This window comes from Bacillus sp. IS1, assembly GCF_032461585.1.
GTDB classification, from domain to species: Bacteria; Bacillota; Bacilli; order Bacillales; family Bacillaceae; genus Bacillus; species Bacillus velezensis.
On the sequence record NZ_JAWCWR010000010.1, the window covers coordinates 1 to 25,044 of the forward strand.

Sequence of the window (25,044 nt, forward strand, 5' to 3'; positions counted from 1 at the left end):
CCCATGCCGAACACGGAAGTTAAGCTCTTCAGCGCCGATGGTAGTCGGGGGTTTCCCCCTGTGAGAGTAGGACGCCGCCAAGCTATCATTACGGTAAAGGCAGCTCATCATGAGCTGCCTTTTTTGTTTTTGAATAAAAACAAAACAAACACCGAAATACGGAAACGCCCATATACTAATTGCAAACTTCAAAAAGGTCCAAATTGTGTATACAATCAACAGCTTAAGGGAAGGCTATTCATACGGAGGTGGGCAAAATGAATGAAACGTCCGGCCATGAAGAAACATGTATTGTGTGTGAAACCAAAAAAAGCAGGGGAATCCATATTTATACGAAATTTATATGTTTAGAGTGTGAGAAGAAAGTAGTTTCCACTCCGACCTCTGATCCGAATTATGAATTTTTCGTTCGTAAACTGAAAAGCCTTCATACACCGACGTTATATTCTTAACCCTGAAAAGGGTCTTTTTTTTGCCTGAAATCAGAGGAGTTTTTACACTTTTTATAAAAGAACTGATACGATAAGAAGAGGAACTTGTTTAGACATGGAATGTAATAGATAATACTGATAAAAGTGAATAAATAGGAGTCGATCAAGTATGAAACCGTTTATTCAATATATGAAATGGACGCTTTGCGGCAGCACAGTTTTTGTATTAGCGGGGATAACCTTCTTTACGATAGGGCATCAGCCTTTTCTGTATTCGCTTTTATACGGGGCAGCCAGCGGAGCCGCAGTCAGTGCAGCCGGCCTGTGGAATGCGAAGCGTCTCTTTTTAAAAAAACACCGGCTGACAAGAAAAGAATATGCTTATATCAAGGAAAATCTTGAGGAAGCAAAGGGTAAAATCATCCGATTACGCAGGGCGCTTTTTCGCTCTAAAAGTATACAAATGCTGAAGCAGAATGCAGAGATACTGCGGATAACCCGACGAATATATCTGCTCACAAAGCAGGAGCCGAAGCGTTTTTATCAGGCAGAGCGTTTCTATTATCAAACGCTTGATTCTGTTGTGGAACTGACGGAAAAGTATGCTCTGCTCTCCTCACAGCCGCGAAAAAATAAAGATTTATCAATGTCCTTGAGTGAGACGAGGATGACTCTAGCAGAGCTTTCCAGAAGGCTGGAAGAGGATCTTCATGAACTGATGAAGGAGGACATCGACGACCTGCACTTTGAATTAGATATGGCAAAGCATTCACTGAGAAAATAAGAAAGGAAGAAGGAAATGGCCAAAGACCGTTCCGACGACAGCATGGACGCCCAAAATGACCAGACCCCTCTAAAGCTTGCAGATACGCTGCGGGAAGAAACAAGAGAAGCGGCACTTCAGCTCGCTGAAAAACTGGATCCTGGGAATATGCAAAGCATTGTTCTGTTTGGTTCACAGGCGCAGGCGAATCTTCTGGAATTTTCCCACACGATGATAGAGCACGTGCAAAGAAAAGATGCAGGAGAGATGGGACAGATACTGGCTGATTTGATGCTGAAGCTTGACCAGGTAAACCCCGATGATCTGCAGATGAAGAACAAAGGGTTTTTCGCCCGGCTGTTTAAAAGGGTATCCGGTTCTGTGCAGGAAGTGCTTTCGAAATATCAAAAGACAAGTGTGCAGATTGACCGTATCAGCAGAAGGCTGGAACATTCTAAAAATGTGCTGTTGAGTGACAATAAATTGTTAGATCAGCTGTACGCCCAAAACAAACAATACTTTTCTGATTTAACTATGTATATAGCAGCGGGGGAATTAAAATTAGATGAGCTGAAAACAAAGCTGATACCCGAAGCGGCAAGAAAAGCCGAATTACAAGAACACAATCAAATGGCCGCGCAGGAAGTGAATGATCTTCGCCAGTTTGCCGACCGTCTGGATAAGAGGGTGCATGATCTGCTGCTGAGCAGGCAGATTACGCTTCAGAGTGCGCTGCAAATCCGCTTGATTCAAAACACGAATCAGGCACTGGCAGAGAAAATTCAGTCCTCCATTGTTACGGCTATTCCTTTATGGAAGAATCAAGTCGCTATCGCGCTGACGCTTATGAGGCAGCGGAGTGCGGCAGATGTGCAGCAGAAGGCGGCGGATACGACAAATCAATTGCTGCTGAAAAACGCCGAACTTCTGAAAACAAGTACAGTCGAGACCGCCAAAGCTAATGAGCGCGGGCTTGTTGAGGCAGAGACCCTCAAAAAAGTGCAGGAAAGCTTAGTCAGCACACTTGAAGAAATCATGTCTATTCAAGAAGAAGGCAGGATGAAACGCAGGCGTGCCGAGGAGGAGCTTGTTATCATGGAAGGCGATTTAAAAAAGAAGCTGCTTGATATGGGGGCCGGCCGGGATAACGGCTAGATGGCAAAAAGTCTTAGCTTTAAGTTGGCTCGCAGGCACGATATAATAAGAAAGACAGGCAAAGGATTTGTTTAAAAATGGACACACCTTTATATACAGCGCTGATGAAGCATGCGCACCGAAATACGTATTCTTTTCATGTTCCGGGACATCACAATGGAGATGTCTTTTTTGATGAAGCCAAATCTGTATATCAATCTCTTTTATCTATTGATATGACTGAGATCACGGGTCTTGATGATTTGCATCACCCGACGGGGGTCATTAAGGAAGCGCAGGATTTGGTGAGCAGATTTTACGGCTCTCAGGAAAGCTTCTTTCTCGTCAATGGAACGACCGCCGGCAATCTGGCGATGATTTTAGCTGTTTGTGAACCGGGTGAACCCATTCTGATCCAGCGTAATTGTCACAAGTCTGTTTTCCATGCGGCGGCATTGGCCGGAGCCAAGCCGGTTTATTTGTCGCCGGAAATCGATGAAAACATGCATGTGCCGGCACATGTATCCCTTTCAGTCATCGAAAAAGCGCTGGCGTCATATCCGAACGCGAAAGGACTTGTGCTGACCAACCCGACTTACTATGGACACGCCGCCGATTTGACTGCGGCAGTTAACAAAGCCCATTCATACGGCGTTCCTGTACTGGTGGATGAGGCTCATGGGGCTCACTTTGTGTTAGGCCAGCCTTTCCCGCCTTCATCATTGGCTATGGGGGCGGATGCTGTTGTTCAATCGGCTCACAAAACGCTTCCGGCTATGACGATGGGGTCTTACTTTCATTTGAACAGCACCAGAATTGACAGAGACCGATTAACTTATTATATAAGCAGTCTGCAAAGCAGCAGCCCGTCATACCCGATTATGGCATCTTTAGATACGGCGCGCGCTTATGTGCAGGATATTGCTGAAAAAGGGACACTTCCCGTTCATATGGAGCACATTGAGAAAATCAAACGAAGATTCGCATCAATTTCTTCTATTGAAATAATCGAGCCTTCCGGATATGGGCTGCGGGCGGACCCGTTAAAATTAATTCTTCGGTCAAAGCTCGGACATTCCGGCTATTCATTACAACGTATTTTGGAGAGTGAAGACATTGTTGCCGAGCTGGCTGACGAGTACCAAGTATTGCTCGTACTGCCGATAGGCGGCCGGCGGATGATAGAACAGGAAACCGTAAGAAACATACAGCAGAAACTGGAGAAAACACCGCCTGATAAATTGCCGGATGCCGTGAATTGGACATTTCCGTCCATATCGACACTTGAATACCCGCAAAATGAGATGCGGAAGTTTACAAAAGAGCTTACAGATATAAATAAGGCGGCCGGGCGCTTGCATGCGGGGAACATTATTCCTTATCCGCCGGGAATTCCGCTGATCATGGACGGAGAACGGATAACAGAAGAGATCGTACAAAAGCTTTCCCGTTTAATCGGCATGGACGCGCATATTCAAGGCTTATTAAACGGGGAACAATTACTTGTCTATATAGAAGAGGAGAAATCATGAGCGGTTTATTTATAACATTTGAAGGTCCTGAAGGTGCAGGGAAAACGACTGTGCTTCAGGAATTGAAAGAGATTCTGTCGGCAGAGGGGCTCCCGGTGACAGCGACAAGAGAACCGGGCGGCATCGACATTGCGGAACAGATCAGAGAAGTGATCTTAAATAAAAACAATACACTGATGGATGCAAAAACGGAGGCGCTGCTTTACGCTGCGGCGAGAAGACAGCATTTAGCCGAAAAGGTGCAGCCTGCATTGAAAGAAGGCCGCATTGTGCTGTGCGATCGTTTCATCGACAGTTCGCTGGCTTATCAAGGCTATGCGAGAGGGCTCGGGATTGATGAAGTTCTTTCTATCAACCAGTTTGCAATCGGCGATACGATGCCTGATGTCACCATCTATTTTTCTATTGAGCCGGAAGAAGGGTTGAAACGGATTACGTCGAATGATTCAAGAGAAAAGAATCGTCTCGATCTTGAGGCCCTGCACTTTCACACGAAAGTACGGGAAGGATACCAAAAGGTAATGCAGCGTTTTCCGGAAAGATTCCATACAATCGACGCATCGAAAAAGAAGGAACTCGTCATTCAGGACGCACTTCAAGTGATAAATGAAGCATTGAAAAAAATTCAGTTGTGACCTGTTTCTCATAAGTTGCTATAATGAATGTAACGACAATGTTCTTTCCAACCTAAAGGGGGCCTAGAGAATGAAACTAATAGTGGCAGTGGTGCAGGATCAGGACAGCAACAGGCTTTTGAAAGTATTAACCGACCACAACTTCAGGGTGACGAAACTTGCGACAACAGGCGGATTCCTTAAATCAGGCAATACGACGTTTATGATCGGGGTGGAAGATATCCGTGTCGATAAAGCGCTCAGCCTCATTAAAGAGAATGGCTGTAAACGTGATCAGATGATTGCCCCGGTATCCCCGATGGGCGGGAATGCGGATTCCTACGTTCCATATCCCGTCGAAGTGGAAGTCGGCGGAGCGACGGTCTTTGTCCTCCCGGTCGATGAATTTCATCAATTTTAAGGATTTGACGACGTGAAAATAAATTCTGACTTACGTACATTTATTGAGAAAAAGCAGCAGCCTGCTTATAAAGCGGCAGAGCTTTCCGGAACGTTTAAAAGTTCAATGGACAGCCAAAGCAGCAAGCTGAAATTTGATCAGCTGAGCAGGTTCTTAACGGATATAGAAACGTTCGGGAAAAGGCTGACGAAGTCGAGAAACTTCAAAGACTTAGCGAAATTCAAAGGATTGGTAAAACGTTTTGTAAAAGAGGCTGTAGACAGCGGATTATCGCATGAGACGGAGAAAAGCTTTGACCTGTACGGCAGCAGCCGGACTCTGGGGCTTGTGAAAGAAATAGATGAAAAACTGCTTCAGCTGACGGAAGAAATGTTAGATCAGGAAAAACCGGCAATTGATTTGCTGGATCGAATCGGAGAAATAAAAGGTTTATTGATTAACCTTTACACATAGAGAGTGATACAATGGCAATATCATGGAAGGAAATGACCGGGCAGCAGCCCAGAGTGATGAGGCTTTTGCATAACAGCATTGAAAAGAAAAGGCTTTCTCACGCATATCTGTTTGAAGGCAAAAAAGGTACGGGCAAATTGGATGCCGCACTGCTTCTCGCAAAAAGCTTTTTTTGCCTTGAAGACGGGACTGAGCCTTGCGGGGAATGCCGGAACTGTAAGCGTATCGAATCCGGAAACCATCCCGACCTGCATGTGGTTCAGCCCGACGGATTATCCATTAAAAAGGCTCAGATCCAATCGCTTCAGGAAGAGTTTTCCAAAACAGGACTGGAATCGCATAAAAAGCTGTACATTATATCCCATGCGGATCAAATGACGACAAATGCAGCAAACAGTCTGCTGAAATTTTTAGAGGAGCCGAGTCAAGACACCATCGCAATTCTTATTACTGAGCAGCTCCACCGAATACTGGATACCATCGTTTCGAGATGTCAGGTTCTTCCGTTCCAGCCGCTTCAGCCGAAAGCCATAGAAGAAAGGCTGATTGAACAGGAAGTGAGCCCTCACATGGCCCGGCTCTTAGCAAATATGACAAATAATATTGCGGAAGCAGTCGAATTAAGTCGAAATGATGAGTTTGCAGAGTCCAGAGCGAAAGTGATAAAATTGTATGAAGTCTTACATCAGCGGAAAGGACATGCCTTTTTCTTCATTCAGGATCAGTGGGTGCCCTTTTTCAAAGAAAAAACCCATCAAGAAATGGGTCTTGATATGCTCTTATTGATATACCGTGATGTATTATCCATCCAAATTGGAAATGAAGATAAACTGATTTATCAAGACTTATTCCAATCAATAAAACAGCATGCGCTGCAATTTACACAACAAAGCGTTACGAACCAAATTCTCGCTGTTTTAGAAGCAAAAAAACGGCTTCATTCCAATGTGAATGTGCAGGGATTAATGGAGCACTTGGTGTTAACGTTGCAGGAGGGATAAGCTTGTACAACGTAATAGGCGTCCGCTTTAAAAAAGCGGGAAAAATTTATTATTTTGATCCGAACGGATTTGATATAGAACAAGACAGCTGCGTCATTGTTGAAACCGTAAGAGGTGTCGAATACGGGCAGGTTGTCATCGCAAATAAACAAGTGGACGAGCATGATGTTGTGCTTCCGCTTCGAAAGGTCATACGCGTTGCTGATGAACGCGATCTTCTCATTGTAGAAGAAAACAAACAGGAGGCCCTGTCCGCTTTTGAAGTCTGTCAGAAAAAAGTGGCTGACCACGGCTTAGATATGAAGCTGGTTGATGTTGAGTTTACATTTGACCGCAATAAAGTCATTTTTTACTTTACAGCAGACGGACGGGTTGATTTCAGGGAATTGGTCAAAGACTTGGCTTCTATCTTTAAAACGAGAATCGAATTGCGCCAAATCGGGGTGAGGGACGAGGCGAAAATGCTCGGCGGTATCGGACCATGCGGGAGAATGCTTTGCTGCTCCACGTTCCTCGGTGATTTTGAACCGGTGTCCATCAAAATGGCGAAGGATCAAAATTTATCGTTGAACCCAACGAAGATTTCCGGTCTGTGCGGCCGTTTGATGTGCTGTTTGAAGTACGAAAATGATGAGTATGAGACGGCGAAAGAACAGCTGCCGGATTTAGGCGAAATGATTACGACGGCAAACGGCCCCGCAAAGGTTGTCGGTCTTAATATTCTGGAACGGGTGCTTCAGGTGGAACTGAAGAATCGTGAAAAAGTGATAGAATATACTTGGGAAGAGCTCTTGGAAGAGGGCGTCGTATCCGCACAAACCACAGATTAACGAGGTGTGGAACCTTGGATAAAAAAGAGTTATTTGATACTGTCATAAACCTGGAGGAACAAATCGGTTCGCTGTACCGTCAGCTGGGTGACTTAAAGCAGCATATCGGCGAAATGATTGAAGAGAATCACCATCTTCAGCTTGAAAATAAGCATTTGCGTAAGCGGCTTGATGACACGACAGAGCAAATTGAGAAATTCAAAGCCGATCAGAAAGAAACAAAAACACAGAAGGCAGAGCAGAGTGATATAGGAGAAGGGTACGACAATCTGGCCCGGCTGTATCAAGAAGGCTTTCATATTTGCAACGTCCATTATGGGAGCGTCCGCAAGGGAGATTGCCTTTTTTGTCTGTCCTTCTTAAATAAAAAATAAGGAAAAGGCTTCCGCTGATGTCGGAAGCCTTTTTCAAAGAGTGCCGAAAGGAATAAGATTATGGTTTCATTACGTGATGATGAAAGATTGGATTACTTATTAGCAGAGGATATGAAAATAGTACAGAGTCCGACGGTTTTCGCTTTTTCATTAGATGCCGTGCTGCTGTCTAAGTTTGCATACGTTCCGATTCAAAAGGGGAACATCGTTGATTTATGCACGGGGAACGGCATTGTGCCGCTTTTGCTCAGCACAAGGTCAAAAGCCGATATCACCGGCGTTGAAATTCAGGAACGCTTGTATGATATGGCGCTCCGAAGCGTGGAATACAACGGGCTGGACGGTCAGATCAGTCTCATTCATGATGATCTGAAAAATATGCCGGAAAGACTCGGACATAATAAATATGATGTTGTCACCTGCAATCCGCCTTATTTTAAAACACCGAAAGAAGCGGAGCAGAACCTGAACGAGCATCTCAGAATCGCAAGGCACGAAATCCTTTGCACGCTTGAAGATGTGATTTCCGTCAGCAGCAAACTGCTGAAGCAAGGCGGAAAAGCGGCTCTCGTTCATCGGCCGGGGAGGCTTTTGGAAATCTTTGAATTAATGAAAGCGTACCGAATAGAACCGAAACGGGTTCAGTTTATTTATCCGAAACAAGGTAAAGAAGCGAATACCATTTTGGTTGAAGGAATTAAAGGCGGCCGCCCTGATCTCAAAATTCTTCCCCCGCTGTTCGTATACAATGAACAAAATGAATATACGAAAGAGATCCGAACGATTTTATATGGAGACAAATAGTCATTTCTTTTATGTGCTGCTGTGCAATGACAACAGTCTGTATGCCGGTTATACAAATGATCTGCAAAAACGGCTGAAAACCCACAATGAGGGAAAGGGCGCGAAGTACACAAGGGCGCGGAGGCCGGTTTCGTTATGCCATGCGGAATCATTTGAAACAAAACGGGAAGCGATGCAGGCGGAATACCGTTTTAAGCAGCTGACCCGAAAGAAAAAAGAGCAATATATAGAAGAAAAACAACGCAGCAAGGAGGCTGTATATGTTAAGACGCCAGATGAGTTTTAACGGAAAATCTGAAATGGGAACTCTGTACCTTGTTCCTACACCGATCGGCAATTTGGAGGACATGACCTTTCGTGCAGTAGAGACGCTGAAATCGGCCGATGTCATAGCAGCCGAAGATACGAGACAGACGAAAAAGCTGTGCCATGTTTATGACATAGAAACATCTCTCATCAGCTATCATGAACATAATAAAGAAAGCAGCGGCCATAAAATCATTGAATGGCTGAAAAGCGGAAAGAATGTGGCATTGGTCAGTGATGCCGGCATGCCGACAATTTCCGACCCGGGGGCTGAGATTGTGAGAGATTTCACCCAAATCGGCGGATATGTCGTTCCGCTTCCGGGTGCAAATGCGGCATTAACCGCGCTGACCGCATCAGGCATCACCCCGCAGCCGTTTTTCTTCTACGGATTTTTAAACAGACAGAAAAAAGAAAAGAAGAAAGAACTCGAACTCCTGAAAAAACGGCAGGAAACGATGATATTTTACGAAGCGCCGCACAGATTAAAAGAAACATTAACAGCAATGCATGACGTTTTGGGTAATCGAACCATCGCCGTCACGAGAGAATTAACGAAAAAGTACGAGGAATTCATCAGAGGAACCATCGCCGAGGTGATTGAATGGGCAAATGAAGATCAAATCCGCGGTGAGTTCTGTCTCGTTGTCGAAGGAAATCAAACCGCTGAACCGGATGAAGAGGAAAAGCCTTGGTGGACGGAGCTTTCTGAGAAAGAACATGTGGAGCATTACATAAATGAAGGATCTTCTTCCAAACAGGCCATAAAACAAACAGCGGTAGATCGGGACGTGCCGAAACGCGAGATTTATGACGCTTATCACATTCAATCATAAAAAAAACCGTTCTTGTGTCGTAACAAGAACGGTTTTTGTATGAAATAGCTTATTTTTGGTTTTGAAGCTGGTTTTGAATTTCAGAGATGATTTGCTCAGCGCCTTCTTTGCTGAGTACCAATTTGCCGCCGGCAAGTTTAAGGTTATCATCAGAAACTTCACCAGTTACTTGGCAAGTCATGTTTGGTTTATATTTTTTAAGGATGATTTTTTCATCATCAACATAAATTTCAAGAGCGTCTTTTTCTGCGATGCCCAGTGTACGGCGAAGTTCGATAGGGATAACTACGCGTCCAAGTTCATCAACTTTACGTACGATACCAGTAGATTTCATTAACAGTCTCCTCCCGAGAGATAATTATTTGTAGTTTATATTTTTCTTCGTCATTATTCGACAAAATCCCTTACATTCCTAGCATAACAAGGTTTCCAATAATCGTCAATCTTTTTGTTTGCTATTGTTTGTAAGAATTAGTTCTTATAGTAAGTAAAGCCTTGGAAATCCTGAAATAACAGGCTTTTTGACTGCTTTTTCGAACCTATTATCCTACTGAAAATCCTTTTAAATCAAGACTTTCGAACCAAGATGTTTTATATTAGTAGATTATATACGACAAATTTCGACATGTTAAGACTTTTTTTAATTTCAATAAAAATTTTTAATTTTATTTACTCTTTTACGCGCAGTACGTATATATCCTTGATCTTAAAGGCTAAGATGGTATCATAGATAGAGGACAAATATCAATATTGTATATCAAATAAAACCGCTCTCGTCCTTTGGGCGTGAGCTTTTCGACATTCTGAATGGGAGGTTGCAACATGCCGCAAGACAATAATACTTTTTATATTACAACCCCGATATATTATCCGAGCGGAAAATTACATATCGGCCATGCTTATACTACCGTGGCCGGCGATGCGATGGCGCGTTACAAAAGATTAAAAGGATTTGACGTACGCTACTTAACCGGAACGGATGAGCACGGACAGAAAATCCAGCAGAAAGCGGAGGAAGAGAATATCACGCCTCAAGCTTATGTGGATCGTGCAGTTGCTGAAATCCAAAAACTATGGAAGCAGCTCGACATTTCTCACGATGATTTCATCCGGACGACGGAAAGCCGGCACAAAGAAATTATCGAGAAAGTGTTTCAAAAACTTCTTGATAATGGTGACATTTACCTGGATGAGTATGAGGGCTGGTACAGCATCCCTGATGAAACATTCTATACGGAAACACAGCTGGTGGATGTGGAACGAAATGAGAAGGGTGAGGTTGTCGGCGGAAAAAGCCCTGACAGCGGACACCCGGTCGAATTAATCAAAGAGGAGTCATACTTCTTCCGCATGAGCAAATACGCAGACCGCCTGCTGAAGTTTTATGAGGAAAATCCTTCTTTCATCCAGCCTGAATCACGCAAAAATGAAATGATTAACAACTTCATTAAACCGGGGCTTGAAGATTTGGCCGTTTCCAGAACGACGTTCGACTGGGGCGTAAAAGTGCCGGGAAATCCGAAGCATGTCGTGTATGTATGGATTGACGCACTGTTCAACTATATTACAGCGCTCGGTTACGATACGGAAAATGATGAGCTTTACAAAAAGTACTGGCCGGCTGACGTCCACCTTGTCGGTAAAGAAATTGTCCGTTTTCATACCATTTACTGGCCGATTATGCTGATGGCGCTTGATCTCCCGCTGCCTAAGCAAGTATTCGCGCATGGCTGGTTATTGATGAAAGACGGAAAAATGTCGAAATCAAAAGGAAATGTCGTTGATCCGGTAACGTTAATTGAACGCTACGGCTTGGATGAACTTCGCTATTACCTGCTTCGCGAAGTACCGTTCGGTTCAGACGGTGTCTTTACGCCGGAAGGTTTCGTAGAACGGATTAATTATGACTTGGCGAACGACTTAGGAAACCTTCTGAATCGTACAGTCGCAATGATCCAAAAATATTTTGACGGCGAGATTGGTTCATATGAAGGAAATGTGACAGATTTTGATTCAGAGCTTTCTTCTGTAGCCGGTGAAACGGTTAAAGCTTATGAAAAGGCAATGGAAAACATGGAGTTTTCAGTCGCTTTATCAACGCTATGGCAATTAATCAGCCGTACGAACAAATATATTGATGAAACTGCTCCGTGGGTGCTTGCTAAAGATCAGGAAAAAGAAAAAGAATTACGTTCTGTCATGTATCATTTAGCTGAATCATTACGTATCTCAGCCGTATTGCTCCAGCCTTTCTTGACACAAACGCCTGAAAAAATGTTTGCCCAGCTAGGAGTTGAGGATCAGTCTCTTAAAGCATGGGACAGCATTCAGACATTCGGCCAATTGAAGAACACGAAAGTGAAAAAAGGGGAACCGCTTTTCCCTCGTCTTGAAGCTGAAGAAGAAGTAGCTTACATCAAGCAAAAAATGCAAGGAACTGCTCCTGCTAAAGAAGAAAAGGCGGAAGAGCCGCAAGAAGCAGAGCGTCTTCCTGAAATTACGTTTGATCAATTTATGGATACAGAACTTCGCGTCGCAGAAGTCTTGTCCGCAGAGCCGGTGAAAAAAGCAGATCGGCTGCTGAAATTGCAAATTGATCTGGGCTTTGAACAGCGCCAAGTTGTATCAGGTATCGCGAAGCATTATACACCGGATCAGCTTGTGGGAATGAAGATCATTTGTGTAACGAATCTAAAACCGGTAAAACTGAGAGGCGAGCTTTCTCAAGGAATGATACTGGCAGGAGAATCGGACGGCGTTCTCAAAGTTGTAGCTGTCGACCAGTCATTACCGAAAGGCACTCGAATTAAATAAATAAATAGATGCAAAAGGTGTTTCACGTGTAACATTCCGTCGAACACCTTTTGTTTTTCAACAAGAAAGGAGTTTTTATGATGCTTTTTGATACACATGCGCACTTAAATGCCGAGCAATTTGACACAGACTTAGAGGAAGTCATTGCGCGTGCAAAGGCTGAAGAAGTTGAACGAATCGTCGTTGTCGGATTCGACAAACCCACTATCACGCGTGCGATGGAGCTGATTGAGGAATATGACTTTATATACGCTGCGATCGGCTGGCATCCGGTAGATGCAATTGACATGACAGAGGAAGATTTATCATGGATTAAGGAACTGTCCTCTCACGAAAAAGTCGTGGCAATCGGAGAGATGGGCCTTGATTACCACTGGGATAAATCACCAAAAGACGTTCAGAAAGAAGTATTCCGGAAACAAATCGCTCTCGCCAAAGAAGTGAACCTTCCAATTATCATTCATAATCGTGATGCAACGGAAGATGTTGTCACGATTTTGAAAGAAGAGGGGGCGGAAGAAGTCGGCGGCATTATGCACTGCTTTACGGGGAGCGCGGAGGTTGCGCGGCAGTGTATGGATATGAATTTTTATATTTCATTCGGCGGACCGGTTACCTTCAAAAATGCGAAGAAACCAAAAGAAGTGGCAAAGGAAATTCCGAATGACCGTTTGCTGATTGAAACGGACTGTCCTTTCCTGACACCGCATCCTTTCCGCGGTAAACGAAATGAGCCAAGCTACGTAAAATATGTTGCTGAACAGCTCGCTGAATTAAAAGGGCTGACATATGATGAAATTGCCTCAATTACAACCGAAAACGCAAAAAGACTTTTCCGCATGAACTGACAGAATGCGCTGTCGTAACGTGTAAAGGCTTGTCCGATTCAGTGGATATGTAAAACGGTTCTACAAGCTTCCTTCTCCTCATAAGATAGGTTGTCGATATGTCTCTCTTCCTTTTTTTGCTTTGTTTTTGCATAATGAGGGATACGCTGAAGGTTTTTCATCTTCGAGATGGGAGGGTTGACAGCATTTTAGATACTCTATATAATCTCTCCGAGGAGAAGGAGGCGTTTTTCATCACACAAAAAATGAAAAAACTGTTTTCCGTAAAGCTTGGTAAAAGCAAGGTTATTCTTATTGCAGCTATTATTCTGCTGGGCGGAACCGGAACTGCATACGGGGCACATGAGCTCTCAAAACAATCAGTTTCTGTTTCCATCAACGGCAAGAAAAAGCAAATACGCACTCATGCAAAAACGGTTGGGGAACTTCTGGAAGATTTACATATAGAGACGAGAAATGAAGACCGGATTACCCCGTCTAAGCAGACAGCATTGGCAGACAACATGAATGTCGTGTATGAAGCTGCAAAGCAGATCCGTGTGACAAGAGGCGGAGAAGAAAAGACTTTATGGTCAACGGCAAAAACAGTCGGCGCATTTCTGAACGAACAGCATACACCTGTGAATCAGCACGATAAAATAGATCCAGCAGCAGATACGAAAGTGACAAACGGCATGAAAGTCACGGTCGACCCGGCTTTTCAGGTCACTGTAAATGATGCGGGAAAGAAAAAGAAAATATGGACGACTTCGACTACGGTCGCTGACTTTTTAACGCAGCATAAGATGGACATGAAAGACGAAGATAAAGTAAAACCGGCATTACACGAAAAGCTCACAAAAAATCAGGCCGGTATACAAATCACTCGTATCGAAAAAGTCACCGATGTAGTTGAGGAAAAAATAGCGTATCAAGTGAAAGAAAAAGAAGATGCGTCTCTCGACAGCGGGAAAGAAAAGATCGTTCAAAAAGGAAAAGAAGGCAAACTTAAAAAGCATTTTCATGTTGTCAAAGAAAATGGAAAAGAAGTTTCAAGAAAGCTTGTTAAAGAAGAAACATCTGAAAAAAGCAAAGATCAGATCATTGCGGTCGGCACAAAGCGGCACAGTCCCAAGATTGAGCAGCTCAGTGCACCTGTGAAGGCATCTTCGGGCGAAACCGGATCTTCCGGTAAAGTGATTACCGTGTCTTCCACGGCTTATACCGCAAGCTGCAGCGGCTGTTCCGGCCATACGGCTACAGGCGTTAACCTGACAAGCAATCCGAATGCCAAAGTCATTGCGGTAGACCCTAGCGTCATTCCGCTCGGCACGAGAGTCCACGTAGACGGATACGGGGATGCCGTGGCCGCTGATACAGGCTCAGCCATTAAAGGAAGACGGATTGATGTCTTTTTCCCTGAAAAATCTTCGGCTTACCGCTGGGGAAAGAAACAGGTCAAAATAAAAATCTTAAATTAATTCCGATTCACTCAGAGGGTTTTGCGCCCTCTGTTTTTTTCGTTATAATAGGTAAAGTGTATTTTCAGTATATTAGACGTGACATGTAAGCAAAGGTTTCGTTTTGGATATAAAAAGTTTTTTTGGAGGAAGTAATGAAAATTAAAGAAATTATTGTAGTCGAGGGACGCGATGACACTGCGCGCATAAAACTTGCCGTTGATGCGGATACGATCGAGACAAACGGTTCCGCAATCGGAGACGAAGTCATCAGACAGATTCGGCTGGCGCAGGAAACGAGAGGGGTCATCGTGCTGACGGACCCGGATTTTCCGGGGGAAAAGATCCGGAAAACCATTTCTGAAGCAGTACCCGGCTGTAAACACGCATTTCTGCCCAAACATCTTGCCAAACCGAAAAACAAGCGCGGCATTGGCGTTGAGCACGCATCCATTGAAAGCATCAGAGCATGTCTGGAAAATGTGCATGAAGAGATGGAGGCAAAGCCGAGTGAGATTTCAGCTGAAGATGTCATACAGGCCGGTCTGATCGGCGGACCGGCTGCCAAAAGACGCCGCGAACGATTGGGCGACCTGCTGAAGATCGGCTATACAAACGGCAAGCAGCTTCAAAAACGGCTGCAAATGTTTCAAATCAAAAGAAGTGATTTTATTGATGCGCTCGATGCTATGAGGCAGGAGGAACAGGATGAACAATAAAGATATCGCGACACCTATCAGAACGAAGGAAATTCTGAAAAAGTACGGTTTCTCTTTTAAAAAGAGTCTGGGACAGAATTTCTTAATTGATACAAATATATTGGACAGAATTGTGGACCATGCGGAAATTACGGATCGGACCGGAGTCATTGAAATCGGGCCCGGAATCGGCGCGCTGACAGAGCAGCTTGCCAAACGGGCGAAAAAGGTCGTCGCGTTTGAAATTGATCAGCGCCTGCTGCCCATTCTCAATGATACGCTGTCTCCGTATGACAATGTAACGATCATTCATCAAGATGTGCTGAAAGCAGACGTCAAATCTGTCATTGAAGAGCAGTTTCAGGATTGTGATGAAATTATGGTGACGGCGAATCTCCCATATTATGTGACGACGCCGATCATCATGAAGCTCTTGGAAGAACAACTTCCGTTAAAAGGAATTGTCGTGATGCTGCAAAAAGAGGTCGCTGAGCGGATGGCCGCTGATCCTTCCTCTAAGGAGTACGGATCGCTTTCCATTGCGGTTCAGTTCTATACGGAGGCCAAAACCGTCATGACCGTCCCGAAAACGGTGTTTGTGCCTCAGCCTAATGTCGATTCAGCCGTCATCCGTCTCTTGCTTCGTGACGGCCCGGCGGTTGACGTCGATAATGAACCGTTTTTCTTCCAGCTGATTAAAGCAAGCTTCGCACAGCGCCGGAAAACCTTGCTAAACAACCTTGTGAACAATCTTCCGGGCGGAAAAGAGAAAAAAGCTCAAATTGAAGAAGTTCTTCAAGAAACGAATATTGACGGAAAGCGGCGCGGTGAATCCCTGTCCATAGAAGAATTCGCGCTCCTGTCCAACGGATTGCATAAAGCCCTTTTCTAAGAGGGCTTTTTGTTTTGCGTCACCACTTGGACTGCCGCTACATAGGCTAGAGGAGAACCTTATTCATTCAACTGCAAGAAAAGCTTGAAACATCAAGCGCCGCAGCGGAAAGAGGTGTATTTGCCAAGACTTCTTTCATGATGAGGCTTAGTCTATTTGTGGAGTGGGTAACGTGCAATTTCAAATAGGAGATATGGTAGCCAGGAAATCCTATCAAATGGATGTTTTATTTCGCATTATCGGTATAGAGCAAACAAGCAATGGGAATTCAATTGCCATCCTGCATGGTGACGAAGTCAGATTGATTGCGGATGCTGATTTTTCTGATTTGGAGCCTGTCAGAAAAGACGAACAGGCCATGAGAAAGAAAAGAGATGAAAGCAGGATGAATGAATCTCTCGAGCTGCTCCGCCAGGATTATAAGCTGCTTCGGGAAAAACAGGAATATTATGCGACAAATCAATATCAGCATCAGGAGCACTACTTTCATATGCCCGGAAAGGTATTGCATCTGGACGGCGATGAGGCCTATTTGAAAAAGTGCCTGAACTTTTATGAAAAAATCGGTGTGCCGGTATACGGAATTCATTGCCATGAGAAAAAAATGCCGGCATCAATTGACGAGCTGCTTGATAAATACAGGCCGGATATTTTAGTCATCACCGGCCATGATGCATATTCCAAGCATAAGGGAGGCGTGAACGATTTAAGCGCCTACAGGCATTCCAAACACTTTGTCGAAACCGTTCAAAGAGCGAGGCGTAAAGTACCTCATTTGGATCAGCTGGTCATATTCGCGGGGGCGTGCCAATCTCATTTCGAGTCTTTAATCAGGGCAGGCGCGAATTTTGCAAGTTCGCCGTCACGCGTCAATATCCATGCGCTTGACCCGGTATATATTGTCGCGAAAATCAGCTTCACTCCGTTTATGGAGCGGATCAATGTATGGGATGTCCTGAGAAATACGCTGACGAGAGAGAAAGGGCTGGGAGGAATTGAAACGAAGGGTGTGCTGCGTGTCGGTATGCCGTATAAATCAAATGGATGAGTGATAAAACCCGCATATATTTCGCTATGCGGGTTAATTGTTTTACATATTGATACATAAATTTCCGGAACTTGTGAAAAATAACGCAGAAATCAATAGAATTTTGTCAAAATAATTTTGTTGACAATGACTTATTAACGTTGATATAATTTAAATTTTATTTGACAAAATTGGGCTCTTGTTGTACAATAAATGTAGTGAGGTGGATGCAATGGCGAAGACGTTGTCCGATATAAAAAGATCGCTTGATGGGAATTTAGGTAAACGGCTTACGTTAAAAGCAAACGGCGGCCGCCGAAAAACGATTGAGCGTTCGGGCATTTTAGCTGAGACGTACCCTTCTGTTTTTGTGATACAACTAGATCAAGACGAGAACTCGTTTGAAAGAGTTTCATACAGTTATGCTGATATTCTGACTGAGACTGTTGAATTGACATTCAATGACGATGCGGCAAGCTCAGTAGCATTTTAATGGGCAGTGAACCTTTTGTTTACTGCTTTTTGTTTTGCCTTCTAAAGCTCTTCTAATTATTCCCTCGAAAGTTTCAGCCGATTAAACGGAAGCTATAGGTGTCACATGTTTTATCGTGGCGTGCACGAATGGTGATCAATTCTATAAAAGGGGTTGTTTCGTTTGGGCAGACGTCGTGGAGTTATGTCAGATGAGTTCAAATATGAGCTGGCGAAGGACCTTGGTTTTTACGATACGGTGAAAAACGAGGGCTGGGGAGGCATTCGGGCGCGTGACGCCGGGAATATGGTAAAACGCGCGATTGAGATTGCCGAACAGCAGATGGCGGCTCAGAACCAAAATAACCGATAATGCAGTGGCCCGGGGGACAATCCGTTCCCCGGTTTTTTCTATCGCCTGTCAAAACCGACGTCAATTTCGGATAAGTACCTCCGGGTCTCCAAATGTGATACAATGTTCATACTTATGTTTAGATGGAGAAGTAGGTGAAAGCTATGCGTATTTTAGAAAAAGCGCCGGCCAAAATCAATCTGTCCCTCGATGTGACGAGTAAACGCCCGGATGGTTATCACGAAGTGGAGATGATCATGACGACAATTGATTTGGCAGATCGGATTGAACTGACAGAACTGCCCGAAAACGTTATCAGAGTGGCGTCGCATAATCGCTTTGTTCCGGATGATCAAAGGAATCTGGCTTATCAGGCAGCCAAACTGCTTAAAGAACGGTTTCAAGTCAAAAAAGGCGTTTCCATTATGATTACAAAAGTGATCCCTGTAGCGGCAGGGCTTGCCGGCGGAAGCAGCGATGCGGCAGCCACGCTCAGAGGGCTGAACAGGCTTTGGGATTTAAAGCTTTCTGTCGAAGAGCTCGCGGAGCTTGGAGCTGAAATCGGTTCTGACGTGTCCTTCTGTGTATACGGAGGCACTGCCCTGGCAACCGGACGCGGTGAGAAGATCAGGCACATCAGTGCTCCGCCTCATTGCTGGGTCGTGCTCGCCAAACCGACGATCGGGGTATCGACTGCCGAAGTGTACCGCCGGCTGAACTTACAGCAGGTTCGGCATCCTGATGTGCAGGCGATGATTGACGCGATTGAAGAAAAAAGCTTCCAAAAGGTATGCGGACAATTAGGAAACGTATTGGAGGCGGTTACGCTCAGCCTCCATCCCGAGGTGGCGATGATTAAAAATCAAATGAAACGCTTCGGCGCTGATGCGGTGTTAATGAGCGGAAGCGGACCGACTGTATTCGGTTTGGTTCAATACGAATCGAAGGTGCAGCGGATTTATAACGGGTTAAGAGGTTTCTGTGATCAAGTGTACGCGGTGCGGATGATCGGCGAACAGAATGCTCTTGATTAAATCCGTATGTTAAGTTATATTATTTTTAAATTATTCGGATTTTGGGGGTAAGTTCATGAAGTTTCGTCGCAGCGGCAGATTGGTGGACTTAACAAATTATTTGTTAACCCATCCGCATGAATTAATACCGTTAACATTTTTCTCAGAACGGTATCAATCAGCAAAGTCATCAATCAGTGAAGATTTAACGATTATTAAACAGACCTTTGAACAGCAAGGCATTGGGACGCTGCTTACAGTGCCGGGAGCTGCCGGAGGCGTCAAATACATTCCGAAAGTGAAACAGGCTGAAGCAGAAGCGTTTATACAGGAGCTGGGACAGTCTTTAGTAAATCCTGAGCGTATCCTTCCGGGCGGTTATGTATATTTAACGGATATCTTAGGAAAACCATCTGTCCTCTCTCATGTAGGCAGGCTTTTTGCTTCCGTTTTTGCGGAGCGGGAGATTGATGTGGTGATGACCGTTGCGACAAAAGGAATCCCTCTTGCTTACGCAGCGGCCAGTTATCTGAACGTTCCGGTTGTCATCGTGCGAAAGGACAATAAAGTGACGGAAGGCTCCACGGTGAGCATCAATTATGTATCAGGGTCATCTAACCGCATTCAAACGATGTCGCTTGCGAAAAGAAGTTTGGCTACGGGTTCGAACGTTTTGATTATTGACGACTTTATGAAAGCCGGCGGCACCATTAACGGCATGATCAGCCTGCTTGATGAGTTTAATGCAAACGTCGCGGGAATAGGCGTCTTGGTTGAAGCCGAGGGAGTGAATGAACGGCTTGTCGATGAATACATGTCACTGCTCACGCTTTCAACCATCAATATGAAAGACAAAACGATTGAGATTCAAAACGGCAATTTTCTGCGATTTTTTAAAGAACAGCATTTAAAGAATGGGGAGACAGAAAAATGACAAAAGCAATCCATACAAAACACGCGCCGGCAGCGATCGGGCCATATTCACAGGGAATCATCGTAAACAACATGTTTTACAGCTCAGGCCAGATTCCTCTTACTGCTGAAGGAGAAATGGTAAACGGTGATATCACAGAACAAACGCATCAGGTGTTCAGCAATTTAAAAGCTGTGCTGAAAGAAGCGGGCGCTTCGCTCGAGACGGTTGTCAAGGCAACGGTGTTTATTGCTGATATGGAGCAGTTTGCGGAAGTGAATGAAGTGTACGGACAATACTTTGATGTACATAAGCCGGCAAGGTCTTGTGTGGAAGTGGCGAGACTGCCGAAAGACGCTCTCGTGGAAATTGAAGTCATTGCGCTGGTGAAATCTTAAATCTCAGAAAAGTGGTTCCGGTCTCCGGGATCACTTTTTTTATGCAGTATATGATCCCCAAATATGGTTTATCACCTAATTGTGTATGTATATCCTATATTTTCAAAAAAACTTTTTGAAACGTGCAGGAATTTAAAAAGAATCGTGGAATTGTTAGACTAATGCTTTTATATAGGGAAAAGGTGGTGAACTACTGTGGAAGTTACTGACGTAAGATTACGCCGCGTGAATACCGATGGTCGCATGAGAGCGATTGCATCCATCACGCTGGATCACGAATTTGTCGTACATGATATTCGTGTGATTGATGGAAACAATGGTCTTTTCGTTGCGATGCCGAGTAAACGCACCCCTGATGGAGAATTCCGCGATATTGCTCATCCTATTAATTCCAGCACGCGGGGCAAGATCCAGGATGCTGTTTTAAATGAGTATCATCGTTTGGGTGACTCTGAAGCATTAGAATATGAAGAAGCCGGGGCTTCTTAAACATAACAAAATGTAAGGACTGCTGATAAAGGCTGACACAAGGCCTTTTCCGGCAGTCCTTTTTTAAATCTGATTTTTCAGTAATAAAGCGATTACATAGAAAATTCTTGCACTTTTTGATGTCTTCTTGAAATCAACAGCTATTTAGGATATATTTTTCTATGGATAAAAGGGATATTGGAGGCCATTAAATGGATAAGCGGTTTGCAGTGATTTTAGCTGCCGGAAAAGGAACGAGAATGAAATCGAAGCTTTACAAGGTCCTTCATCCGGTATGCGGAAAGCCTATGGTAGAGCACGTCGCAGACGAAGCTCTGAAATTATCTTTAGCGAAGCTTGTCACCATCGTAGGACACGGCGCCGAAGATGTGAAGAAGCAGCTCGGACAGAAAAGCGATTACGCTCTCCAAGCAGAACAGCTCGGTACGGCTCATGCGGTCAAACAGGCAAAACCATTTCTTCACGGAGAAAAGGGTGTCACGATCGTTATTTGCGGCGATACACCGCTTCTGACGGCGGAGACGATGGAAGCCATGCTAAATGAACATACAGACAAAGGTGCAAAAGCCACGGTGTTAACGGCCGTTGCCGACGATCCCGCCGGATACGGAAGAATCATCCGCAGTGAAGACGGCGCCGTTCAAAAAATCGTGGAGCACAAGGATGCTTCGGAACAAGAACGTCTTGTGAAAGAAATTAACACGGGAACGTACTGTTTTGATAACGAGGCTCTTTTTCGTGTCATCGAACAGGTTTCGAATGAAAATGCCCAAGGCGAGTATTATCTCCCGGATGTGATCGAAATCCTCAAAGACGAAGGCGAAACTGTTGCCGCTTACCAGACTGGTAACTTCCAAGAGACGCTCGGAGTGAATGATAGAGTCGCTCTTTCTCAGGCTGAAATGTATATGAAAGAGCGTATTAACAAACGGCATATGCAGAACGGAGTCACTTTAATCGATCCGATGAATACGTACATCTCACCTGACGCACGTATCGGACAAGATACAGTTATTTATCCCGGAACTGTGTTAAAGGGACAAGCTGAAATCGGCGATGAATGTGTCATCGGCCCTCACACTGAGATAGAGGACAGCTCAATCGGCAGCCGCACTGTGATTAAACAATCCGTTGTCAATCGCAGCAAAGTTGGGAATGATGTAAATATCGGTCCTTTTGCTCACATCAGACCCGATTCCGCAATCGGCAATGAAGTGAAGATCGGAAACTTTGTTGAAATCAAGAAAACACAATTCGGCGACCGGAGCAAAGCATCTCATTTAAGCTATATCGGTGATGCCGAAGTGGGCACGGATGTGAATCTGGGCTGCGGCTCCATCACGGTCAATTATGATGGGAAGAAAAAGTATTTAACCAAAATTGAAGACGGCGCCTTTATAGGCTGCAACTCCAATCTGGTCGCTCCTGTTACAGTGGGAGAAGGCGCGTACGTCGCTGCGGGTTCAACCGTAACTGAAGATGTGCCGGGCGAAGCGCTTGCCATTGCCAGAGCAAGACAAGTAAATAAAGAAGATTATGTGAAAAACATTCATAAAAAATAATCCTAAAATCGGAGGTTTACCATGTCTAACGAATACGGAGATAAGAATTTAAAGATTTTTTCTTTGAATTCAAATCCAGAACTTGCAAAAGAAATCGCGGATAATGTAGGGGTTCAATTAGGAAAGTGCTCTGTTACAAGATTCAGTGACGGAGAGGTCCAGATCAACATAGAAGAAAGTATTCGCGGCTGTGATTGCTATATCATTCAGTCTACAAGTGCGCCGGTTAATGAGCACATTATGGAATTGCTGATTATGGTTGACGCTTTAAAGCGCGCTTCCGCGAAAACAATCAACATTGTGATTCCGTACTACGGTTATGCGCGCCAGGACAGAAAAGCAAGATCACGTGAACCGATTACGGCAAAACTTTTTGCAAACCTGCTTGAAACAGCGGGTGCGACACGCGTGATCGCGCTTGATTTACACGCACCGCAAATTCAAGGTTTCTTTGATATTCCGATTGACCACTTAATGGGTGTTCCGATTTTAGGCCATTACTTTGAAGGTAAAGACTTGAAAGATATCGTCATTGTTTCTCCTGACCACGGCGGTGTGACGCGCGCCCGCAAACTTGCGGACCGTCTGAAAGCGCCGATCGCGATTATCGACAAACGCCGCCCTAGACCGAATGAGGTAGAAGTGATGAATATCGTCGGTAACGTGGAAGGTAAAACAGCGATTCTGATCGATGATATTATTGATACGGCCGGCACAATCACACTTGCCGCTAACGCGCTGGTTGAAAACGGAGCTGCAGAAGTGTATGCATGCTGTACGCACCCTGTACTGTCAGGCCCTGCCGTTGAGCGGATCAATAACTCTAAAATCAAGGAGCTTGTCGTAACGAACAGTATCAAGCTTCCTGATGAGAAAAAAATCGACCGCTTTAAGCAGCTTTCTGTCGGACCGCTTCTGGCTGAAGCGATTATCCGCGTTCACGAGAAACAATCTGTCAGCTATTTATTCAGCTAAACCGAAACTTTAAGGTTTAAATCCCAGTTATTGTGGGTATTGTTCTAATAGGACGATAAAACGATAATTAGGATGGTGCTGAATATGGCAACTTTAAAAGCAAATGAAAGAACAGATTTTAAACGTTCGACGCTTCGGAAAATCCGTCATTCAGGACATGTTCCAGGGATTATATACGGTAAAGAAACAACGAATACGCCTGTCTCTTTAGATAGTGTCGAATTGCTTAAAACATTGCGGGACGAAGGAAAAAACACGATTATCACAATTGATGTCAACGGAAATCAGCAATCGGTTATGGTGACTGATCTTCAGACAGACCCGCTCAAAAACGAATTGACGCACGCCGATTTTCAAGTCGTGAATATGAGTGAGGAGCTGGAGGCCGAGGTGCCGATTCAGCTGACGGGAGAGGCGAAGGGAGTCAAAGACGGAGGCGTCATCCAGCAGCCGCTGCATGAGCTTTCGATTAAGGCCAGACCGAAGGACATCCCTCAGACAATCAATGTTGATATTTCAGGACTTGAGATGAATGATGTGCTGACCATCGCAGATCTGACTGCTGACGGCAATTATACATTTACAAACGATCCGGAAGAAGTCGTGGCTTCCATCCTTCCTCCTAAGCAGGAAGCATTCGAAGAAGATGCAGAACCGTCTCCTGGGGAAGAGCCCGAAGGAGAAAATCAATAAGCGCTTTAAGACGTAACCCGCCCGAGGTTACGTCTTTTGTGCTAGAATGAGAAGAATTACAGCGATGTTGAGGGAGGATTTACGATGCTTGTGATTGCCGGTCTCGGTAACCCCGGGAAAACCTACGAGAACACGAGACATAATGTCGGCTTTATGGCCATTGACGAGCTTTCTAAAGAATGGAATATTGAACTGAATAAAACGAAATTCAACGGACTTTACGGAATGGGGTTTGTTTCCGGAAAAAAAGTTCTACTTGTTAAACCGCTTACATATATGAATTTATCAGGGGAATGTTTGCGGCCGCTACTGGATTATTATGATGCCGATCATGAAGATCTGAAAGTCATATACGATGACCTTGATCTTCCGACGGGCAAAATCAGGCTCCGGACGAAGGGGAGCGCAGGCGGACATAACGGAATTAAATCGCTTATACAGCACCTCGGAACCCCTGAATTTGACCGGGTCAGAATCGGAATCGGCCGCCCCGTCAACGGAATGAAAGTCGTTGACTATGTACTGGGAGCTTTTACGAAGGAAGAAGCGCCGCATATCAATGATGCCGTCTCAAAAACCGTAAAAGCCTGCGAAGCTTCCTTAACGAAACCATTTTTAGAAGTCATGAACGAATTTAATGCAAATGTATAAGATAAATAATGGGAGACCATACTAGGGAAAAATGATTTTTTCACATCAGGAGGTCCAACGTATGGCTTTGCATTATTTCTGCCGCCACTGCGGCTTTAAGGTAGGGAGCCTGGAATATTCGACGGTGCCGACACAGTCACTTGGATTTCAGCACTTAACAAATGAGGAAAGAAACGATATGATTTCATATAAAGACAATGGAGATGTCCATGTTCTTACAATTTGTGAAGACTGCCAAGAGGCGCTGGAACGCAATCCGCACTACCATGAACACAACACATTTATTCAATAAGAAGCTTTGGTGTAGATT

At 44.5% G+C, this 25,044-nt stretch carries 31 protein-coding genes and 1 rRNA gene; 31 read left to right on the forward strand and 1 reads right to left on the reverse strand.

The features are described 5' to 3' along the window. The 14 genes from rrf to rsmI form a co-directional block, all read left to right on the forward strand. A 5S ribosomal RNA gene (gene rrf, locus RUW00_RS21180) occupies positions 1-83 on the forward strand; the annotation flags it as partial. Between the two features lie 174 nt (positions 84-257). Then, a complete protein-coding gene (locus tag RUW00_RS21185) occupies positions 258-452 on the forward strand; it encodes a sigma factor G inhibitor Gin (RefSeq protein ID WP_004264749.1) in 195 nt (64 codons plus the stop codon). A 148-nt stretch (positions 453-600) separates the two neighbouring features. Then, positions 601-1,215 carry a 5-bromo-4-chloroindolyl phosphate hydrolysis family protein gene (locus RUW00_RS21190; RefSeq protein ID WP_014416714.1) on the forward strand — a complete coding sequence of 205 codons (615 nt, stop codon included), beginning with the start codon at positions 601-603 and terminating at the stop codon, positions 1,213-1,215. A 15-nt stretch (positions 1,216-1,230) separates the two neighbouring features. Then, the gene (locus tag RUW00_RS21195; RefSeq protein ID WP_280144796.1) at positions 1,231-2,349 is read left to right on the forward strand and encodes a toxic anion resistance protein; all 1,119 of its coding nucleotides are present in this window, start codon (positions 1,231-1,233) and stop codon (positions 2,347-2,349) included. A gap of 77 nt (positions 2,350-2,426) precedes the next feature. Then, positions 2,427-3,860, forward strand: coding sequence for an aminotransferase class I/II-fold pyridoxal phosphate-dependent enzyme (locus RUW00_RS21200; protein WP_280144797.1), 1,434 nt, complete (start codon positions 2,427-2,429; stop codon positions 3,858-3,860). Continuing rightward, positions 3,857-4,495, forward strand: coding sequence for a dTMP kinase (tmk, locus tag RUW00_RS21205; protein WP_025650336.1), 639 nt, complete (start codon positions 3,857-3,859; stop codon positions 4,493-4,495). The genes RUW00_RS21200 and tmk overlap by 4 nt, the downstream gene beginning before the upstream one ends. A 70-nt stretch (positions 4,496-4,565) precedes the next feature. Beyond that, on the forward strand, positions 4,566-4,895 hold the full coding sequence (gene darA / locus RUW00_RS21210) for a cyclic di-AMP receptor DarA (RefSeq protein ID WP_004264734.1): 330 nt from the start codon (positions 4,566-4,568) through the stop codon (positions 4,893-4,895). A 12-nt stretch (positions 4,896-4,907) separates the two neighbouring features. After that, entirely contained in the window at positions 4,908-5,348 is a 441-nt protein-coding gene (locus RUW00_RS21215; protein ID WP_004264730.1) for a YaaR family protein, read from the forward strand. An 11-nt stretch (positions 5,349-5,359) separates the two neighbouring features. Continuing rightward, positions 5,360-6,349: a DNA polymerase III subunit delta' gene (gene holB / locus RUW00_RS21220; RefSeq protein ID WP_007409919.1), complete on the forward strand. Its 990-nt coding sequence runs from the start codon at positions 5,360-5,362 to the stop codon at positions 6,347-6,349. Positions 6,350-6,351: 2 nt separating this feature from the next. Continuing rightward, entirely contained in the window at positions 6,352-7,179 is an 828-nt protein-coding gene (ricT, locus tag RUW00_RS21225; RefSeq protein ID WP_004264723.1) for a competence/sporulation regulator complex protein RicT, read from the forward strand. 14 nt (positions 7,180-7,193) lie between these two features. Continuing rightward, positions 7,194-7,553 (forward strand): replication initiation-control protein YabA, encoded by a 360-nt coding sequence (yabA, locus tag RUW00_RS21230; protein ID WP_004264720.1) that lies wholly within the window; start codon positions 7,194-7,196, stop codon positions 7,551-7,553. A gap of 60 nt (positions 7,554-7,613) precedes the next feature. Continuing rightward, positions 7,614-8,357 carry a tRNA1(Val) (adenine(37)-N6)-methyltransferase gene (locus RUW00_RS21235; protein WP_209387811.1) on the forward strand — a complete coding sequence of 248 codons (744 nt, stop codon included), beginning with the start codon at positions 7,614-7,616 and terminating at the stop codon, positions 8,355-8,357. Then, positions 8,344-8,643, forward strand: a complete 300-nt coding sequence (locus RUW00_RS21240) for a GIY-YIG nuclease family protein (protein ID WP_063637080.1) — start codon at positions 8,344-8,346, stop codon at positions 8,641-8,643. The genes RUW00_RS21235 and RUW00_RS21240 overlap by 14 nt, the downstream gene beginning before the upstream one ends. Beyond that, positions 8,618-9,499, forward strand: a complete 882-nt coding sequence (rsmI, locus tag RUW00_RS21245) for a 16S rRNA (cytidine(1402)-2'-O)-methyltransferase (protein ID WP_029974655.1) — start codon at positions 8,618-8,620, stop codon at positions 9,497-9,499. Before RUW00_RS21240 ends, rsmI begins: the two co-directional genes overlap by 26 nt. Positions 9,500-9,548: 49 nt before the next feature. Here rsmI and abrB read toward each other — a convergent pair whose 3' ends face one another. Further along, on the reverse strand, positions 9,549-9,839 hold the full coding sequence (gene abrB, locus RUW00_RS21250) for a transition state genes transcriptional regulator AbrB (RefSeq protein ID WP_169510469.1): 291 nt from the start codon (positions 9,837-9,839) through the stop codon (positions 9,549-9,551). 482 nt (positions 9,840-10,321) lie between these two features. Between abrB and metG the strand changes: the two genes are divergently transcribed. The 17 genes from metG to fin all read left to right on the forward strand — a co-directional run bounded on the left by metG (position 10,322) and on the right by fin (position 25,026). After that, positions 10,322-12,313: a methionine--tRNA ligase gene (metG, locus tag RUW00_RS21255; RefSeq protein WP_022552471.1), complete on the forward strand. Its 1,992-nt coding sequence runs from the start codon at positions 10,322-10,324 to the stop codon at positions 12,311-12,313. A gap of 80 nt (positions 12,314-12,393) precedes the next feature. Beyond that, positions 12,394-13,161, forward strand: a complete 768-nt coding sequence (locus RUW00_RS21260; protein WP_280145423.1) for a TatD family hydrolase — start codon at positions 12,394-12,396, stop codon at positions 13,159-13,161. A gap of 134 nt (positions 13,162-13,295) precedes the next feature. Then, entirely contained in the window at positions 13,296-14,621 is a 1,326-nt protein-coding gene (locus RUW00_RS21265) for a resuscitation-promoting factor (RefSeq protein ID WP_023356663.1), read from the forward strand. A 134-nt stretch (positions 14,622-14,755) separates the two neighbouring features. After that, complete coding sequence (rnmV, locus tag RUW00_RS21270; protein WP_004264696.1) at positions 14,756-15,319, forward strand: ribonuclease M5; 564 nt, start codon at positions 14,756-14,758, stop codon at positions 15,317-15,319. Next, entirely contained in the window at positions 15,309-16,190 is an 882-nt protein-coding gene (gene rsmA / locus RUW00_RS21275; RefSeq protein ID WP_061861761.1) for a 16S rRNA (adenine(1518)-N(6)/adenine(1519)-N(6))-dimethyltransferase RsmA, read from the forward strand. Before rnmV ends, rsmA begins: the two co-directional genes overlap by 11 nt. Positions 16,191-16,362: 172 nt before the next feature. Continuing rightward, the gene (gene yabG / locus RUW00_RS21280; RefSeq protein ID WP_004264691.1) at positions 16,363-17,238 is read left to right on the forward strand and encodes a sporulation peptidase YabG; all 876 of its coding nucleotides are present in this window, start codon (positions 16,363-16,365) and stop codon (positions 17,236-17,238) included. A gap of 211 nt (positions 17,239-17,449) precedes the next feature. Then, positions 17,450-17,710 (forward strand): biofilm formation stimulator Veg, encoded by a 261-nt coding sequence (gene veg / locus RUW00_RS21285; RefSeq protein ID WP_003218330.1) that lies wholly within the window; start codon positions 17,450-17,452, stop codon positions 17,708-17,710. Positions 17,711-17,872: 162 nt separating this feature from the next. Continuing rightward, complete coding sequence (locus RUW00_RS21290; RefSeq protein ID WP_011996172.1) at positions 17,873-18,061, forward strand: small, acid-soluble spore protein, alpha/beta type; 189 nt, start codon at positions 17,873-17,875, stop codon at positions 18,059-18,061. Positions 18,062-18,204: 143 nt separating this feature from the next. After that, positions 18,205-19,074 (forward strand): 4-(cytidine 5'-diphospho)-2-C-methyl-D-erythritol kinase, encoded by an 870-nt coding sequence (gene ispE / locus RUW00_RS21295; protein ID WP_061861762.1) that lies wholly within the window; start codon positions 18,205-18,207, stop codon positions 19,072-19,074. Positions 19,075-19,129: 55 nt separating this feature from the next. Then, positions 19,130-19,987 (forward strand): pur operon repressor, encoded by an 858-nt coding sequence (purR, locus tag RUW00_RS21300; RefSeq protein ID WP_004264666.1) that lies wholly within the window; start codon positions 19,130-19,132, stop codon positions 19,985-19,987. Beyond that, entirely contained in the window at positions 19,984-20,364 is a 381-nt protein-coding gene (ridA, locus tag RUW00_RS21305; RefSeq protein WP_004264663.1) for a 2-iminobutanoate/2-iminopropanoate deaminase, read from the forward strand. Before purR ends, ridA begins: the two co-directional genes overlap by 4 nt. A gap of 195 nt (positions 20,365-20,559) precedes the next feature. After that, positions 20,560-20,853 carry a septation regulator SpoVG gene (gene spoVG / locus RUW00_RS21310; RefSeq protein ID WP_004264660.1) on the forward strand — a complete coding sequence of 98 codons (294 nt, stop codon included), beginning with the start codon at positions 20,560-20,562 and terminating at the stop codon, positions 20,851-20,853. Between the two features lie 191 nt (positions 20,854-21,044). Further along, positions 21,045-22,415 carry a bifunctional UDP-N-acetylglucosamine diphosphorylase/glucosamine-1-phosphate N-acetyltransferase GlmU gene (glmU, locus tag RUW00_RS21315; RefSeq protein WP_004264658.1) on the forward strand — a complete coding sequence of 457 codons (1,371 nt, stop codon included), beginning with the start codon at positions 21,045-21,047 and terminating at the stop codon, positions 22,413-22,415. 21 nt (positions 22,416-22,436) lie between these two features. Beyond that, positions 22,437-23,390 (forward strand): ribose-phosphate diphosphokinase, encoded by a 954-nt coding sequence (locus RUW00_RS21320; RefSeq protein WP_004264656.1) that lies wholly within the window; start codon positions 22,437-22,439, stop codon positions 23,388-23,390. An 84-nt stretch (positions 23,391-23,474) separates the two neighbouring features. Next, on the forward strand, positions 23,475-24,083 hold the full coding sequence (locus RUW00_RS21325) for a 50S ribosomal protein L25/general stress protein Ctc (RefSeq protein ID WP_014416724.1): 609 nt from the start codon (positions 23,475-23,477) through the stop codon (positions 24,081-24,083). A gap of 84 nt (positions 24,084-24,167) precedes the next feature. Beyond that, entirely contained in the window at positions 24,168-24,734 is a 567-nt protein-coding gene (gene pth / locus RUW00_RS21330; RefSeq protein WP_004264652.1) for an aminoacyl-tRNA hydrolase, read from the forward strand. A 61-nt stretch (positions 24,735-24,795) separates the two neighbouring features. Continuing rightward, a complete protein-coding gene (fin, locus tag RUW00_RS21335; protein ID WP_004264650.1) occupies positions 24,796-25,026 on the forward strand; it encodes an anti-sigma-F factor Fin in 231 nt (76 codons plus the stop codon). Positions 25,027-25,044 lie beyond the last annotated feature (18 nt).

What these genes read in the sequence shown, in the direction of transcription:
- RUW00_RS21240 (WP_063637080.1), top strand. Translation starts at nt 8,344, where the DNA reads ATGGAGACAAATAGTCATTTCTTTTATGTGCTGCTGTGCAATGACAAC.
- RUW00_RS21185 (WP_004264749.1), top strand. Translation starts at nt 258, where the DNA reads ATGAATGAAACGTCCGGCCATGAAGAAACATGTATTGTGTGTGAAACC.
- RUW00_RS21265 (WP_023356663.1), top strand. Translation starts at nt 13,296, where the DNA reads ATGAGGGATACGCTGAAGGTTTTTCATCTTCGAGATGGGAGGGTTGAC.
- glmU (WP_004264658.1), top strand. Translation starts at nt 21,045, where the DNA reads ATGGATAAGCGGTTTGCAGTGATTTTAGCTGCCGGAAAAGGAACGAGA.
- pth (WP_004264652.1), top strand. Translation starts at nt 24,168, where the DNA reads ATGCTTGTGATTGCCGGTCTCGGTAACCCCGGGAAAACCTACGAGAAC.
- rsmA (WP_061861761.1), top strand. Translation starts at nt 15,309, where the DNA reads ATGAACAATAAAGATATCGCGACACCTATCAGAACGAAGGAAATTCTG.
- fin (WP_004264650.1), top strand. Translation starts at nt 24,796, where the DNA reads ATGGCTTTGCATTATTTCTGCCGCCACTGCGGCTTTAAGGTAGGGAGC.
- rnmV (WP_004264696.1), top strand. Translation starts at nt 14,756, where the DNA reads ATGAAAATTAAAGAAATTATTGTAGTCGAGGGACGCGATGACACTGCG.
- ridA (WP_004264663.1), top strand. Translation starts at nt 19,984, where the DNA reads ATGACAAAAGCAATCCATACAAAACACGCGCCGGCAGCGATCGGGCCA.
- RUW00_RS21200 (WP_280144797.1), top strand. Translation starts at nt 2,427, where the DNA reads ATGGACACACCTTTATATACAGCGCTGATGAAGCATGCGCACCGAAAT.
- ispE (WP_061861762.1), top strand. Translation starts at nt 18,205, where the DNA reads ATGCGTATTTTAGAAAAAGCGCCGGCCAAAATCAATCTGTCCCTCGAT.
- metG (WP_022552471.1), top strand. Translation starts at nt 10,322, where the DNA reads ATGCCGCAAGACAATAATACTTTTTATATTACAACCCCGATATATTAT.
- RUW00_RS21325 (WP_014416724.1), top strand. Translation starts at nt 23,475, where the DNA reads ATGGCAACTTTAAAAGCAAATGAAAGAACAGATTTTAAACGTTCGACG.
- RUW00_RS21190 (WP_014416714.1), top strand. Translation starts at nt 601, where the DNA reads ATGAAACCGTTTATTCAATATATGAAATGGACGCTTTGCGGCAGCACA.
- purR (WP_004264666.1), top strand. Translation starts at nt 19,130, where the DNA reads ATGAAGTTTCGTCGCAGCGGCAGATTGGTGGACTTAACAAATTATTTG.
- rsmI (WP_029974655.1), top strand. Translation starts at nt 8,618, where the DNA reads ATGTTAAGACGCCAGATGAGTTTTAACGGAAAATCTGAAATGGGAACT.
- veg (WP_003218330.1), top strand. Translation starts at nt 17,450, where the DNA reads ATGGCGAAGACGTTGTCCGATATAAAAAGATCGCTTGATGGGAATTTA.
- tmk (WP_025650336.1), top strand. Translation starts at nt 3,857, where the DNA reads ATGAGCGGTTTATTTATAACATTTGAAGGTCCTGAAGGTGCAGGGAAA.
- RUW00_RS21235 (WP_209387811.1), top strand. Translation starts at nt 7,614, where the DNA reads ATGGTTTCATTACGTGATGATGAAAGATTGGATTACTTATTAGCAGAG.
- RUW00_RS21195 (WP_280144796.1), top strand. Translation starts at nt 1,231, where the DNA reads ATGGCCAAAGACCGTTCCGACGACAGCATGGACGCCCAAAATGACCAG.
- holB (WP_007409919.1), top strand. Translation starts at nt 5,360, where the DNA reads ATGGCAATATCATGGAAGGAAATGACCGGGCAGCAGCCCAGAGTGATG.
- darA (WP_004264734.1), top strand. Translation starts at nt 4,566, where the DNA reads ATGAAACTAATAGTGGCAGTGGTGCAGGATCAGGACAGCAACAGGCTT.
- RUW00_RS21320 (WP_004264656.1), top strand. Translation starts at nt 22,437, where the DNA reads ATGTCTAACGAATACGGAGATAAGAATTTAAAGATTTTTTCTTTGAAT.
- RUW00_RS21260 (WP_280145423.1), top strand. Translation starts at nt 12,394, where the DNA reads ATGCTTTTTGATACACATGCGCACTTAAATGCCGAGCAATTTGACACA.